Source organism: Amorphoplanes digitatis, from assembly GCF_014205335.1.
Classification (GTDB): Bacteria; Actinomycetota; Actinomycetes; order Mycobacteriales; family Micromonosporaceae; genus Actinoplanes; species Actinoplanes digitatus.
The window spans coordinates 7,305,315-7,317,976 of the sequence record NZ_JACHNH010000001.1 but is presented as its reverse complement, the minus strand read 5'-3'; the positions used below and the strand labels follow the sequence as shown (position 1 = coordinate 7,317,976).

12 protein-coding genes are annotated in these 12,662 nt (G+C 70.6%); 7 read left to right on the top strand and 5 right to left on the bottom strand.

Features of this window, described 5'->3' with window-relative positions:
* Window positions 1-133: 133 nt before the first annotated feature.
* The 4 genes from BJ971_RS32160 to BJ971_RS32145 all read left to right on the top strand — a co-directional run bounded on the left by BJ971_RS32160 (window position 134) and on the right by BJ971_RS32145 (window position 2,768).
* Complete coding sequence (locus tag BJ971_RS32160) at window positions 134-883, top strand: DUF5919 domain-containing protein (protein ID WP_184996900.1); 750 nt, start codon at window positions 134-136, stop codon at window positions 881-883.
* Window positions 880-1,353: an NUDIX domain-containing protein gene (locus tag BJ971_RS32155; RefSeq protein WP_184996899.1), complete on the top strand. Its 474-nt coding sequence runs from the start codon at window positions 880-882 to the stop codon at window positions 1,351-1,353. Before BJ971_RS32160 ends, BJ971_RS32155 begins: the two co-directional genes overlap by 4 nt.
* A gap of 207 nt (window positions 1,354-1,560) precedes the next feature.
* The gene (locus BJ971_RS32150) at window positions 1,561-1,899 is read left to right on the top strand and encodes a helix-turn-helix domain-containing protein (protein ID WP_184996898.1); all 339 of its coding nucleotides are present in this window, start codon (window positions 1,561-1,563) and stop codon (window positions 1,897-1,899) included.
* A 14-nt stretch (window positions 1,900-1,913) separates the two neighbouring features.
* The gene (locus BJ971_RS32145; RefSeq protein ID WP_184996897.1) at window positions 1,914-2,768 is read left to right on the top strand and encodes an ImmA/IrrE family metallo-endopeptidase; all 855 of its coding nucleotides are present in this window, start codon (window positions 1,914-1,916) and stop codon (window positions 2,766-2,768) included.
* A gap of 239 nt (window positions 2,769-3,007) precedes the next feature.
* On the opposite strand, the gene BJ971_RS32140 is transcribed toward BJ971_RS32145, so the two are convergent.
* From BJ971_RS32140 to BJ971_RS32130, 3 genes are all read right to left on the bottom strand, one after another.
* Window positions 3,008-4,660 carry a glycoside hydrolase domain-containing protein gene (locus tag BJ971_RS32140; protein WP_184996896.1) on the bottom strand — a complete coding sequence of 551 codons (1,653 nt, stop codon included), beginning with the start codon at window positions 4,658-4,660 and terminating at the stop codon, window positions 3,008-3,010.
* A gap of 31 nt (window positions 4,661-4,691) precedes the next feature.
* Entirely contained in the window at window positions 4,692-5,453 is a 762-nt protein-coding gene (locus BJ971_RS32135) for a hypothetical protein (protein WP_184996895.1), read from the bottom strand.
* A gap of 88 nt (window positions 5,454-5,541) precedes the next feature.
* Window positions 5,542-6,558 (bottom strand): ABC transporter substrate-binding protein, encoded by a 1,017-nt coding sequence (locus tag BJ971_RS32130; protein ID WP_184996894.1) that lies wholly within the window; start codon window positions 6,556-6,558, stop codon window positions 5,542-5,544.
* Between the two features lie 124 nt (window positions 6,559-6,682).
* Here BJ971_RS32130 and panD point away from each other — a divergent pair, with 124 nt between their 5' ends.
* Window positions 6,683-7,102 (top strand): aspartate 1-decarboxylase, encoded by a 420-nt coding sequence (gene panD / locus BJ971_RS32125; RefSeq protein WP_184996893.1) that lies wholly within the window; start codon window positions 6,683-6,685, stop codon window positions 7,100-7,102.
* A gap of 54 nt (window positions 7,103-7,156) precedes the next feature.
* Here the strand turns inward: panD and BJ971_RS32120 are convergent, their stop codons facing one another.
* Window positions 7,157-8,110, bottom strand: coding sequence for a methionyl-tRNA formyltransferase (locus BJ971_RS32120; RefSeq protein ID WP_184996892.1), 954 nt, complete (start codon window positions 8,108-8,110; stop codon window positions 7,157-7,159).
* Window positions 8,111-8,199: 89 nt separating this feature from the next.
* Here BJ971_RS32120 and BJ971_RS32115 point away from each other — a divergent pair, with 89 nt between their 5' ends.
* Both BJ971_RS32115 and BJ971_RS32110 read left to right on the top strand, forming a co-directional pair.
* The gene (locus tag BJ971_RS32115; RefSeq protein WP_184996891.1) at window positions 8,200-9,501 is read left to right on the top strand and encodes a lysine N(6)-hydroxylase/L-ornithine N(5)-oxygenase family protein; all 1,302 of its coding nucleotides are present in this window, start codon (window positions 8,200-8,202) and stop codon (window positions 9,499-9,501) included.
* Between the two features lie 245 nt (window positions 9,502-9,746).
* A complete protein-coding gene (locus tag BJ971_RS32110; RefSeq protein WP_184996890.1) occupies window positions 9,747-10,202 on the top strand; it encodes a hypothetical protein in 456 nt (151 codons plus the stop codon).
* Between the two features lie 59 nt (window positions 10,203-10,261).
* Here BJ971_RS32110 and BJ971_RS32105 read toward each other — a convergent pair whose 3' ends face one another.
* Window positions 10,262-12,652 carry a beta-glucosidase family protein gene (locus BJ971_RS32105; RefSeq protein WP_184996889.1) on the bottom strand — a complete coding sequence of 797 codons (2,391 nt, stop codon included), beginning with the start codon at window positions 12,650-12,652 and terminating at the stop codon, window positions 10,262-10,264.
* Window positions 12,653-12,662 lie beyond the last annotated feature (10 nt).

Sequence of the window (12,662 nt, the reverse complement as noted above, 5' to 3'; positions counted from 1 at the left end):
GGCGCCCACCGGCAGGGGCATCTGCCCATCAACCTACGGGCCATACTGGAGACGCTGGAACGTCCCTGACACCATTTGCATGGACACTTCCGAGGCCTTCGAGCGTCCCTCATTTGTCCGCTACCGTGCCGGTATGAGCCAGCGGCTCCGCAGCGCTCTACTGCGCGCGAACCTCGAGGTGGCCGAACTCGCCGCCGCCGTCGGCGTGGACGCCAAGACCGTGACCCGATGGCTGTCCGGCCGCATCCCCCGCCAGCGCACCCGCCTGGCCGTCGCCGACCTGCTCGGCGAGACCGAAACCGGCCTGTGGCCGCAAACCCGGCCGGACCTTGCCCCCGGAGCCGAAGCCACCGCCGAGATCGTCGGCGCATGGGCCCACCGCGCTGACATCCCGCAACATCTGTGGACATCCCTGCTCGGCGACGCGACCGGGCGCATCGATCTGCTCGGCTACGCCTACCCGTTCATCCTGGAGCTGGTCCCGGACGGCATGCAGCGCCTCGCCGACAAGGCCGCACACGGCGCCCGGATCCGGCTCGCCTTCGCCGACCCCGACTGCCCTCACGTCGCCGAACGCGACGCCCTGGAACAGACCGGCGGCACGCTGCCCGGTCGCATCCGCAACGCCCTCAACGTCTGCGAACCGCTTCATGACATCGCCGGGATCGAGGTCGGCCTGCACGGTGTGCACCTGTACAACGCGGTGTTCCGCTTCGACCAACAGATGATCGTCACCCCGTATCTGTACCGCGCCCGCGGCTACCAACACCCCGCCCTGCATCTGCGGGAACTGTCGCCGTACGGGATCTTCGCCTCATTCGCCGACCAGTTCGAGCAGGTCTGGCAAACCGCCGTCTCGTACCCCGGCGGACAGCCGCGATGACCGGCCGCCGTGACTACTACCACGACCCCGCCGCACCCACGGCCAACAGCCTCGTGCCCGGCGGCTCCGCCGTGGTCGTCGACGACCGAGGCCGGGTGCTGCTGCAACGCCGCACCGACTCCGGCAACTGGGCGCTGCCCGGCGGCACGATGGACATCGGCGAGACGCTGGGCCAATGCGTCGTTCGCGAGGTGAAGGAAGAGACCGGGCTCGACATCGAGATCACCGGGCTGCTGGGCATCTACACCGACCCGCAACACGTGATCTCGTACGCCGATGGTGAGATCCGCCAGGAATTCAACGTGACCTACCTCGGCCGGGTTGTGGGCGGCGCGATCGCGGCCAGCGACGAATCCACCGACGTCCGATTCATCGACCCCGCCGACTTCCACCACATCCCCATTCACGAGTCTGTCCGGCTCCGTCTGCGCCACCACGCCGAACACCACGACCGCCCGTACCTCGGATAGCTGCCGGTCGGCCACTCGGACAGGTACGTCTCACAGCGGTGTTCCACCGCCGGCCAAGCCGGTAAGGGTGGTCTCGGCCATAAATGCAGTCATGTCTGCTTTGTGCAGATGTGCACTGGGTAGGTCGCTTGAACATGGCGCCGTCATGGCGGACGGCGTAGACTGAATCACCTAATCCGATCATGATTCAGTCATGGGGGCGGGGTCATGACCAGCATCAACATAGGCGCACTCATAGAAACGGCCCGGCAGGCGGCGGGGCTCAGCCAGCGCGCGCTCGCCGAGGCCGCGGGCATCTCCCAGCCCACGCTGTCGCGGATCATCTCCGGCGATCGGGGGGCGAAGCTTCCGGAGATCGTGGCGATCTCATGGGCGACGGGATACACCGTTGCTCAGCTCACCGGCGCCGGCACGGTGGCCGATCGGGTGCAGTGTGCGGCCCGGGCCACCAACGGCTCCGGCATGGCGCAGATGCGTGACGCGCTGTTGCACTTCCTCGAGCTGGACGACTACCTCGACGAGCAGGCCATTCCGGCCACGATCTGACGGCAGGGACGAGCATGAACGCCGAGTCCGAGGGTCGCGTGGCCGCCGAGCGGTTCCGACAGGAGCACCGCCTGGGGCAGCAGCCGCTGGGAGATCTCGTCACGCTGATCGAGCAGTCGACGGGGATCGACGTGGCCGTCCTCGACGTGGGACCCGATGAGCACGGCCTGACGATGCGGGATCCGCGGCGCGGTGCCGTGTTCATCGGCGTGGCACGCACGCGGCACCCGATGCGGCAGCGAAGTTCGCTCGCTCACGAGCTCGGCCACGTCGTGTTCGCGGACTGGGCCGACAACACCGCCTGCGACTGGAGCGCGCGGTCGCCGACCGAGAGCCGCGCCGACGTCTTCGCCCGGCATCTGCTGCTGCCGCTCGAAGGGCTGACGGACTTCCTCGCGGAAACGCGTGCGGTAAACCTGGCTACCCTCTCGGCCGTCGTCCAGAGGTTCCTGGTGTCGCCGCAGATCGCCGCGATCGCGCTCGAGCAGGCCGGACTCATCGACGCCGCCACCAAGGGCGAGTGGATGTCGGTGACGGCTCCGCAGCTGGCCGCGCGTTTCGGGTGGAGCGACAAGTACCAGGCGCTCCAGGTGGACGCGGATCGGCGGCGGGCGCCGCGGCGGCTGCTGGCTCGCGCCATTCAGGGCTACGCCGACGGCGTGGTCTCCGCGCAGACCATCGCCACGTTGCGGGGCATCACGCCCGACGTTGCCGCGACGGAACTTCGCGACGCCGGCGTCTTCCCCGCGCGGCACCCGGTCAGTTGGGCCGATCCCGGTGAGCTTCCGGAGGTGCAGGTGGATCTCAGTGCCCTGGACGACGCTCTCCACGCGATCGACGAGCACCGCGAAACGGCATCGGAGCCGTAAGCCGGATGACGCAGCGACCGATCATCGACGCCGGCCCCGGCGGCACGGTCGGATCGATCACGCTGGCGAGCACCTTGACGGTCCTGGAGAGGGCCGTCGGCACCACGCACATCGGCGACAAGGCCCAGCTGCGTGAGATCTATCGACGCCTGCGCAACCTCGACGACGGCCTGCCGCCCATCGAGAAGACCGCACTTCTGACCACAACCCGTTGGCAGAGCGGGGCGCAACGGACAGGGTCAGAGCAGAGAGACGCCGATCATGTCCCGTGCCAGCCGCGCCGGCGCGCCCAGCCCGGCGGCCCGGATCGGGTAGCGGACCAGGTCTCCGGTGGCCGTGTCGACGGCCAGTAGGTCCGGGGTGCCGTCGCGGTCGAAGTCGCCTGCCCCGGTCAGCTGGGTGAGCGTGCCGGCGTCCGGGTGGATCTCGCGGTAGGTCTCCAGGGTCTGGTCGCGGCCGGAGTAGAGGCGCAGCGCCCCGGTCTCCCGTACCCGCGCCACCAGGTCGCCGATGCGGTCGCCGTCCGTGTCGCCGACGCCGGTGATCTCGTCCATCGTGCGCCAGTCGGCGGTGCCCAGGGCGGTCGCGGTGCCGAGGCCGGTGCCGGTGCCGGGGTGCAGCAGCAGCCGGCCGGTGTCCGGCTGCACGGCGACCACGTCGGCGCGGCCGTCGCCGGTCAGGTCCCCGGCCATGGTGATCTCCTGCGGAGTGCCCCAGTCCGTGCCGATCCGCGTCCGGGTGCCGTGTCCCGTGCCGGTGCCGGGGTAGAGCCACAGCGCGGCGGTGTCCCGTTCGCGGGCGATCAGGTCCTCGCGGCCGTCGCCGGTGAAGTCGCCGAGGCGGGTCACCGCGTCCATCGCCTGCCAGCCGGTGCCGATCCGGCGGGCGGTCACCGACGTCCCGTTGCCCTGCCACACGGTCAGGGCGCCGGTGGCATCGACGGCCAGCACGTCGGACCAGCCGTTGCCGGTGAAGTCGCCGGCCGGGGTCCTCGGCAGCGGCGCGAAGTCGACCTGGTTGCTGTCGATGTTGATGGTGACCCCGCCGTGCGTCTCCTTGTGCGGGCCGCGGTACTGCTTCATCCGGCGGCTGCCGGGCCAGTGGTCGGCCGGGACGGCGGGGTCGGTCAGCGTGGCCACGTTGTCCCAGCGGGCCAGGTCGACGTGGTCGGGCGACACGAAGCCGGCGGTGCCGCGCGCCTTGACCAGGGCGGAGATGGTCGTCGCGGCGTCGCCGTATACGCCCGAGAGATAGGACAGGTCGTGCAGGCGTGCGGTCCAGGCGCTGAGGAAGGTCAGCACCGCCTGCCGGCACGTCGCGTCACCGGAGTACTTCTCCATGTCGTAGATGAGCACGCTCTCGCGGCCCAGGCCGAGCGCCTTGGCCTTCGCGACGGCGTCCGACGCCGCGGCAGTGCCCTCGGCCGCGGCCTTGGCCGGCGTGATCTTGTTTTTGGCGCCGGTCGTGGTGCACGGGGCCTGCGGGCCGACGTAGACCGGGATCAACTTCCAGCCCGCGGCCATGCGGGCCACGACCCAGCTTGCGGTGAGGTTGGGCTGCTTGCAGCCGCGGCCGACGCCGCCGAAGTAGACCACCAGGGCCCGGTAGGGCGACTTCGCCCACGCCTTCATCTGCGCCGCCGACGGCGCGGTGCAGGCGTCGAACGCCTTGCCGCGGTAGGTGCCCGGGGACGCTCCGGTGGCCCGCGCCGGGATGGTTCGCTTCGCCGTCGGCGTGGCCACCGCCGCCACGCGCCCGCCGGACGGGCCGGTCTCGGCGGCGGCGATCCCGGCGACCGCGCCGGCCACGAGGGTGGTCACCACGGCTGCCGCCGCGGTCAGTGCCCGCCGCGCCGTCGCGGACCGACGCCGGGGGAGGTCTGGTGTCGGCACCGGGGGAGGATACCAACGTCGGTCTATGGATTCAGGCGGGGTCCGGGATCAGGGCGTCGCCGAGCAGGCTGTGCAGGCCCCAGGTGGCGAGGAGGATCAGCAGTCCGCCCACGAAGGCGAGGCCGATACCGGCGTACCACCGGAACGGCTTCTCGCGGGGCTCGGCCCGGGGCGACCACGGTCGTTCCCGGGCCAGCCACACGAGCAGACCCAGGCCGAACGGCGTGCCTGTGAGCACCCAGAACCAGAACCACCGGGTGCCGATGACCGGCGCCGGCGCCGAGACGAGTACGCCGAGGACGAGCAGGCTGCCGGCGATCGCGAGCCCGGCCAGGATCGCCTTGGTCGGTGGCTCGGCGGGCGTTCCCCGGTCCTGGTAGGCCTGTACCGCGACGCCGAGGGCCTGTGCCTCCGGTCCGGAATACTCCTGCCCGTTCTCCGTAGCGGCAGGCGGGTAGCTGGTCGCGCCGTCGTCCAGGACGACGTAGTGCGTCCGCCCGTCGTCGGTGTGCCACAGGAAGATCGGGCCGGCGCTGCCGGATGACCGGAGGCGGCTGTCGGCGGGAAAGAGCCGCCCGTTGGTGTTCTCCCAGTCGTCGCCCCACTCGTACGACGTGACGTGTCCGCCGGCCAGGTCGGCGCGGGCCTGCGCGGCACTCGCCTCCCGGGGCGCCGCCCACCAGGCGAGGCCGGCCCACACGACCCAGCCGGCCGCCAGCACGATCCGCAGCACCCGCCACCACGAGACCCAGGGCCGTTCGCCAACCTGCTGCACCACCGCGTCATCCGTCACAGCGACCATGATCACAGGTGGGTGCCACGGTCCGGAACTGCCGGAGGAGGGCGGCCGAGGCCGCCCTCCTCCGTTGTCGCGGGTCGCCTCAGGCGGCGTTCGACAGGTCGGTGACCGCTGTCGCCTTGTCGCCGTCGGTGGCGTTCTTCAGCTGCGGCACCAGGATCTCCAGCGCGTAGAGCAGGGCGTTCGGGCCGCTGTAGGCCAGCGCGCCGCCCAGCGGGGTGGAGAACGACGTGTAGAGGGTGCGGTCCTCGGTGGCCACCTTGAGGCGGCTGAACGCGGGGGAGGCCAGCATGTCCTTCTTCGTCGCGCCGTTGACGAAGAGCACGTCGCGGTCGAGCAGGTCGAGCCGCTCCTCGCTGACGTCCTCGGACTCGGTCTGCGCGGCGAAGCCGAGCGCGTCGAACAGCGCGCGGCGCGGGTCCTTCGCGGGGATCAGCCAGTGCTGGCCCTTCTCCGGGCCGAAGTCCACGACGAGGGTCTTGCCGGCGAACTGCGGGTTCGCGCTCTTCGCCTCGGTGATCTTCGCGTTGACCTTGTCGACAAGCGCCTGCGCCTCGGCGGACTTGCCGAGCGCCTTGCCGGTGGTCAGGGTCTGCACGTCCCATGGGGTCTGCTCGTCGGCGTACGCCGAGGACTGGATGACCGTCGGGGCGATCTGCGACAGCTTCTCGTACGTCTCCTTGTTGATCGTCTCGTAGATCGCCAGGATCAGGTCCGGCTGCTGCTTGATGATCGCCTCGAAGTTGAGCTCCGCGGAGAACGTGGTCAGCTGCTTGCCGCCGAGCGCGTCCTTGACCCACGGGTACGTCGGGTACTCGGTGAACCACTCGCGGGTGCTCACCGGGACGACGCCGAGCGCCAGCACCGGGTCCTGGTCGTTCCAGCCGACGGTGACGACCCGCTCCGGCTGCTTCTCGATCTTGGTCGAGCCGAACTTGTGCTCGATGGTGACGGGGAAGGCCGCCGCGGCGGAACCGGCCGTGGTGGGGGTGGTCGGCTCGTCCTCATCGGACGCGCAGGCGGTGATGGTGGAGGCGGCAAGAAGGCCGGCGGCGACGACGGTCAGCGCGCGGCGCCACCCGCCCAGGCGGCGGTTCATGTATGTGGCTCCTCGATCGGGGGTCCGTTGGCTCGGTCTGAAGGTTAGGTTAGGCTACCTTTGCTTCCGCGACGGCTCCAGGGCCCTATTCTTTTCGCGGTAACCCATCTACGGAGGACGACACATGCAGCGGACCCTGCTCGGCGGCAAGATCCATCGGGCCACCGTGACCCAGGCTGACCTGCACTACGTTGGCTCGATCACCATCGACAAGAACCTGATGGACGCGGCCGACCTCGTCGAGGGCGAGCAGGTGCAGGTCGTCGACATCGACAACGGCGCCCGCCTGGTGACGTACGTCATCGAGGGCGAGGCGGGCTCCGGCGTGATCGGCATCAACGGCGCGGCTGCCCGCCTGGTCTCGGTCGGCGACCTGATCATCATCATGTCGTTCAAGCAGGTCGACGAGCGCGAGCGGGCCGACTATGTGCCCCGCGTCGCACACGTCAACGAGCGCAACGAGCTCATCGAGATCGGCTCGGACCCCTCGGCGCCGGTGCCGGGCGCGGACGACCAGATCTCGGGCAAGATCCTGGTGCACTGAGTCCCGCGGGTGAGGCAGGTGAAAGGCCGCGACCCCCGGTCGCGGCCTTTCGCGTCAGCGGTCCGGGTGGCTGGTGAGGTAGCCGCCCATGGTCCTGAAGTACTCGAGCGCCGGCAGTTCGACGCCCTCGTCGGTGCGCACCGAGCGGATCAGCAGCGCCTTGCTGCGCCCGCGCCGGGCCTCGGCACCCGCGACGATGGCCACGCCGTCGCCCTCGCGGAAGAAGATGCGCCCGGGCGTGCCGCCGTACACCGCCTGCGAGACGGCCGCGGTGATGATCTCCAGCCGCCGGCCCTTGTGGTAGCAGAAGGCCTGCGGATACGGCGCCGACTGCGCCCGGACCAGCCGCTCGAGCTCCTCGGCGGTCCAGGTCCAGTCGATCCGGATGTCCTCCTCCGAGCGCTTGTGGAAGAAGCTCGCCTTGCTGCGGTCCTGCGGGACGAAGTCGCGCCCGCCGCGGGCGATCTCGGCCAGGCCGTCGACGGTGATCGGCCCGAACAGCGCCAGCGTCTTGTCGAACAGGTCGGTCGTGGTGTCGGTGGGGCCGACCGGGACGGCGCGCTGCAACACGATCGGCCCGGCGTCCAGTGTGTCGTCCATCATGTGCGCGGTGACGCCGACCTCGGGCTCGTCGTTGAGCAGGGCCCAGATCAAGGGCGAGAATCCCGCGTACGCGGGGAGCAGCGCGTCATGCACGTTGAGCGTGCCGAACGCGGGCAGGTTGAAGATGCGCGGCGGGATCCAGGTGCGCCAGTTGGTGGCGACGATGACGTCCGGCGCGACCTGCTTGAGCGCGTCGTAGAGCTCGTCGTCGTCCGGGCGCTCGCGCAGCAGGACGGGCACGCCGTTGGCCTGCGCCAGGTCGGCGACCGAATCGGACCAGACCTTCTCGTAGGCACCCTCGCCGGCGGGATGGGTCACGACCATGACCACATCGTGTTCCGAGTCCAGTAGGGCCTGCAGGGTGCGGTGCCCCCAGGTCTGGAAACCGAACATGACGACACGCATGGATCACTCCCTCACTCGACACAGCAGACGCTTAGGTTAGGCTAACCGAAATCCGGGGCCAGATCGGCCCCGCCGTTGAGGGGACGGACATGTCTGAACCTGAACTCGATGTCGTGGGGATCGGCTTCGGCCCGTCCAATCTGGCCATGGCCATCGCCGTGTCCGAGCACAACGGCGCGGGGGGTCCGGATGCGCAGGTGGCGGCGCGGTTCCTGGAGCGCCAGGCCACCTTCGGCTGGCACCGGGGCATGCTGCTCGACGACGCCACCATGCAGGTCTCCTTCCTCAAGGACCTGGTGACGCTGCGGAACCCGACGAGCGAGTTCAGCTTCCTGCGCTACCTGCACAGCCAGGACCGGCTCATCGACTTCATCAACCACAAGAACCTGTTCCCGCTGCGCGTGGAGTTCCACGACTACTTCGCCTGGGCGGCGGCGCAGGTCGACGATCAGGTCACCTACGACGCCGAGGTGCTCTCGGTGACGCCCGTGACCGATGCGGCCGGTGACGTGGTGGCGGCCGACGTGCTCTCCCGCCAGGGCGGCGAGCTGACCACGCACCGGGCCCGCAACCTGGTGGTCGGCACGGGCCTGCGCCCGCGGCTGCCGGAGGGCGTCACGGCCTCCGACCGCGTCTGGCACACCAGCGACCTGCTGCACAACCTGCCGAAGCTCAAGGGCACGGACCCGCGGCGCATCGTCGTGGTCGGCGCCGGCCAGAGCGCGGCGGAGGCCGTGGCGACGATGCACCGGGAGTTCCCGGCGGCGGAGATCTGCGCGGTCTTCTCCCGGTACGGCTACTCGCCGGCGGACGACAGCTCGTTCGCCAACCAGATCTTCGACCCGGCGGCGGTCGACGACTTCTACCTCGCGCCCGAGGACGTCAAGCGGCAGCTGATGGGCTACCACGCCAACACGAACTACTCCGTGGTGGACATCGACCTGATCGACGACCTGTACCGGCGCGCGTACCAGGAGAAGGTCCTCGGCAAGCAGCGGCTGCGCATGCTGAACGTGTCCCGGATGATCCAGGTGAGCGACGGCCCGGACCGGGTGGTGGCCAGCATCCGGTCGCTGGTGACCGGCGAGACGACGAACCTGGCTGCCGACGTCGTGGTGTGCGCGACGGGCTACCACCAGGCGGACCCGTACGCGATCCTCGGCGAGCTGGGCGACCTGTGCGGGCGCGACGATCAGGGCCGGCCGCAGGTGGAGCGGGACTACCGCGCGGTGGCCGACCCCCGGCTGCGGGTCGGTGTCTACCTTCAGGGCGGCACCGAGCACACACACGGCATCACGTCGGCGCTGCTGTCGAACACGGCGATCCGGGTGGGCGAGATCCTGGACTCCGTGGTGGCCCGGAAGGCGGCGCCGGCGCTGATCGGGGTGTGATCTCGGCTGGGGTATTGACGGGGTTCGACGGCATATAGATCATTGACGGCGAAGAGTGACTGACTATCATCACGGAGTGATATATATAACTGTGTGTGACTGTGTATGAGGGGTCTGGTAAGACTTACTTCCACAGTCGACTCGTCCGATTAGTCAGTTCGCACCGTGATCGTTGTCTTGCTGCGCGTGGGGGCGCACACTTTCGACCGCGCGTCCGCCCCCTCCCCCCGACGCGAAGGACCCATATGACGCACCCTCGCCAGACCCCGCCGCAACCGCACGTCCGGAAGCGAAGCCCGCTTCCCTGGATCATCTTCGCCGTCCTGCTGGTGGCCGCCGGCATCGTTTTCGTGCCCAAGCTGCTCGACAGCAACGGCAACAAGCAGACGCCGGTCGCCGCCGGCGAGCAGGACCCGTTCCTCGCGGCCATCGCCAAATGCGACCCGGTCAAGAGGGCCACCAAGATCGTCGACCGCAACCGCAAACTGGAAGTGGACGGCGCCGGGACGGACTCCCCGGACGGCCTCAACAAGGCCGACCTGACCTGCATCCTCGAGTCCCTGCAGGTGCCTGGCGCGCTGATCTCGCGGATGAACGCGACGGTCGCCGCCGACGGGCAGCTACAGGGCGAATGGCCGGGCTTCGCCGTCGCCTGGACCCATGACGAAAAGGGCCTGGACCTGGTCGTGACCCGGGACTGAGACCCGAACACCCGCCGAACGGGCCACGACCTGCTGACGGTCGTGGCCCGTCGGCGTGTCTACAGCTCCAGCGTCGCGATGAGCCTCGGGTCGTCGAGCGCGTGCGCCGCGGTCACCGCGTACTGCCCGGGGACCGTGTGCCAGCCGGACTCCCAGACCTGCCAGGTCCGCGGCGGCAGCGGGATCCGCACGGTCACCGTCTCCTCGGGATGGGCCGACACCGCCTCGAAGCCGGCCAGCCACTTGGCCGGGCGCTCGGGCACCACCCCGGCCGGGCCGATGCCGACCGGCGGCGGGCCCTGCGGTTCCGCGTACACCTGCACGATCTCGGTGCCGAAGCGTGCGCCGGTGTTGGTCAGCGTCACCAGCGCCTCGGTCGCCGACACCGCGAGCATCTCGTACTCCCACGTCGTATAGCCCAGGCCGTGGCCGAACGCGTACAGCGGCGTGTTGCCCGAGCGCTGCCAGGCGCGGTACCCGATGAAGAGGCCCTCGTCGTAGGAGACCGCGCCGTCGCGCGGCACCACCTCCAGCACCGGGCAGTCGTGCTCGCGGCGCGGCCACGTCGTCGGCAGGCGCCCGCCCGGTTCGAGCACGCCGAGCAGCACGTCGGCGAGCGCCGCGCCCGCCTCCTGGCCCGGGAACCAGGTAAGCAGCACCGCGGCGACGTCGTCCGCCCACGGCAGCAGCACCGGCGAGCCGGCGTTCACCACCACGACCGTGCGGGGGTTCGCCGCCGCGACCCGGGCCACCAGCTCGTCCTGGTTGCCCGGCAGCGCGAGCGAGACGCGGTCGAAGCCCTCGGACTCGACCTGCTCGGTGGTGCCCACCACGACGATCGCCACGTCGGACTCGGCCGCGAGCTCCACCGCCTCGGCGATCATGCTCTCCGCGGAGACGCCCGGCCCGCGGTGGCCGAGGGTCGCGCTGACCGTGTGCGCCAGGCCCGGCTCGATCGTCTGTCGCACCACGATCTCGACCGGGTCGTCCGCCTTCAGCGACACGATCTCCCGGTGCTCGCGCGGCGACAGCAGCAGGTCGGCCCGGGTGGCACCGGGCGGGTGCAGCGTGCCGATGTCGCGGTGCTCGCCGCCGACCCAGAGGTCGAAGGTGCCGAAGCCGGACACCGCGAACGTGTGCTCGCCGCCGGCGTCCGGCGTGAACGTGGTGCGCAGCTCCACGCCGGTCACCCGGGCCGGGTCGGTGCCGCCGGGCAGGTCGCCGATCCAGCGCACCGCGGTGGTCTCGACGCCGAACCGGTACCCGGCGCCGGTCAGCTCGACCGAGGCCGCCAGCGGCAGCGCCGGCAGGAACGGCCGCGGGTCCGTGCCGATCGTGTACTCGACGTCCACCCCGGACAGTGCCCGGCCGAGGCCGTCCAGCGGCGAGATCACGTACGGCGGGGTCACCTGCGCGCTGCCGCCGCCGAGCACCCGCGCGTCCGTGGCCAGCGCGCCGATCACGGCGACCTTCGTCAGCGCCACCGCCTCCAGGGGCAGCGTGAAGTTCTCGTTGCGCGCCAGCACGAACGACCGGGCCGCGATCTCGTGCGCCACGGCGGCGCCGTCCAGGTACTCCGGCGGCGCCGGCACGGCCCGGGGCACGTCGTCGAGCAGCCCGACGCGGGCGGCCAGCAGCAGCACCCGGCGTACCTTGTCGTCCACGACCTCCTCGGGCACCTCGCCGGCGCGCACCGCCGCGACCAGCCGGTCGCCCCACGGGTTCTCCAGCGCCGGCATGGCGATGTCGAGGCCGCCGAGCGCCGCGCCGACGGTCGACCGGGCGGCACGCCAGTCGGAGACCACGACGCCGTCGAAGCCCCACTCGTCCTTGAGCACGTCCGACTGCAGGCGCCCGTTGGAGGCCATCGGCTGCCCGTTCACCGCGTTGTACGCGCTCATCACGCCCCAGCCGCCGGCCGCGACGATCCGCTCGAACGGCGCGAGGTAGACCTCCCTCAGCGCCCGTTCGCCGATGCGCACGTCGACGGTCATCCGGTCGGTCTCGAAGTCGTTGCCCACCAGGTGTTTGACCGTCGTGCCGACGCCGTGCTCCTGCACGCCCTCGACGAAGCCCGCCCCGATCTCGCCGGTGAGCAGCGGATCCTCCGAGTAGCACTCGAAGTGCCGCCCGCCGAGCGGGGTCCGCTGGAGGTTGACCGTCGGGCCGAGCAGCACGTGCACGCCCTTGCGCCGGGACTCCTGGCCGAGCAGCCGCCCGGCACGGCGGGCCAGCTCGGTGTCCCAGGTCGCGGCGAGCGCGGTCGGGCTGGGCAGCGCGATCGACGGGTCCTGCGGCGCCCAGCCGGTGCCGCGGACGCCGATCGGGCCGTCGGACATCACCAGCGAGCGCAGCCCGATCCGCGGTATCGCGGGCAGGGACCAGAAGTCCTGTCCACCCAGTAGCGACACCTTCTCCTCGAGGGTCAACCGGGCCAGCAGGTCGTCCATGGAAGCGCTC

Bases quoted from the DNA above. Each gene is read 5' to 3' on its own strand.
- BJ971_RS32160 (WP_184996900.1), top strand. From the start codon at position 134: ATGAGCCAGCGGCTCCGCAGCGCTCTACTGCGCGCGAACCTCGAGGTG.
- BJ971_RS32155 (WP_184996899.1), top strand. From the start codon at position 880: ATGACCGGCCGCCGTGACTACTACCACGACCCCGCCGCACCCACGGCC.
- BJ971_RS32150 (WP_184996898.1), top strand. From the start codon at position 1,561: ATGACCAGCATCAACATAGGCGCACTCATAGAAACGGCCCGGCAGGCG.
- BJ971_RS32145 (WP_184996897.1), top strand. From the start codon at position 1,914: ATGAACGCCGAGTCCGAGGGTCGCGTGGCCGCCGAGCGGTTCCGACAG.
- BJ971_RS32130 (WP_184996894.1), bottom strand. From the start codon at position 6,558: ATGAACCGCCGCCTGGGCGGGTGGCGCCGCGCGCTGACCGTCGTCGCC.
- panD (WP_184996893.1), top strand. From the start codon at position 6,683: ATGCAGCGGACCCTGCTCGGCGGCAAGATCCATCGGGCCACCGTGACC.
- BJ971_RS32120 (WP_184996892.1), bottom strand. From the start codon at position 8,110: ATGCGTGTCGTCATGTTCGGTTTCCAGACCTGGGGGCACCGCACCCTG.
- BJ971_RS32115 (WP_184996891.1), top strand. From the start codon at position 8,200: ATGTCTGAACCTGAACTCGATGTCGTGGGGATCGGCTTCGGCCCGTCC.
- BJ971_RS32110 (WP_184996890.1), top strand. From the start codon at position 9,747: ATGACGCACCCTCGCCAGACCCCGCCGCAACCGCACGTCCGGAAGCGA.
- BJ971_RS32105 (WP_184996889.1), bottom strand. From the start codon at position 12,652: ATGGACGACCTGCTGGCCCGGTTGACCCTCGAGGAGAAGGTGTCGCTA.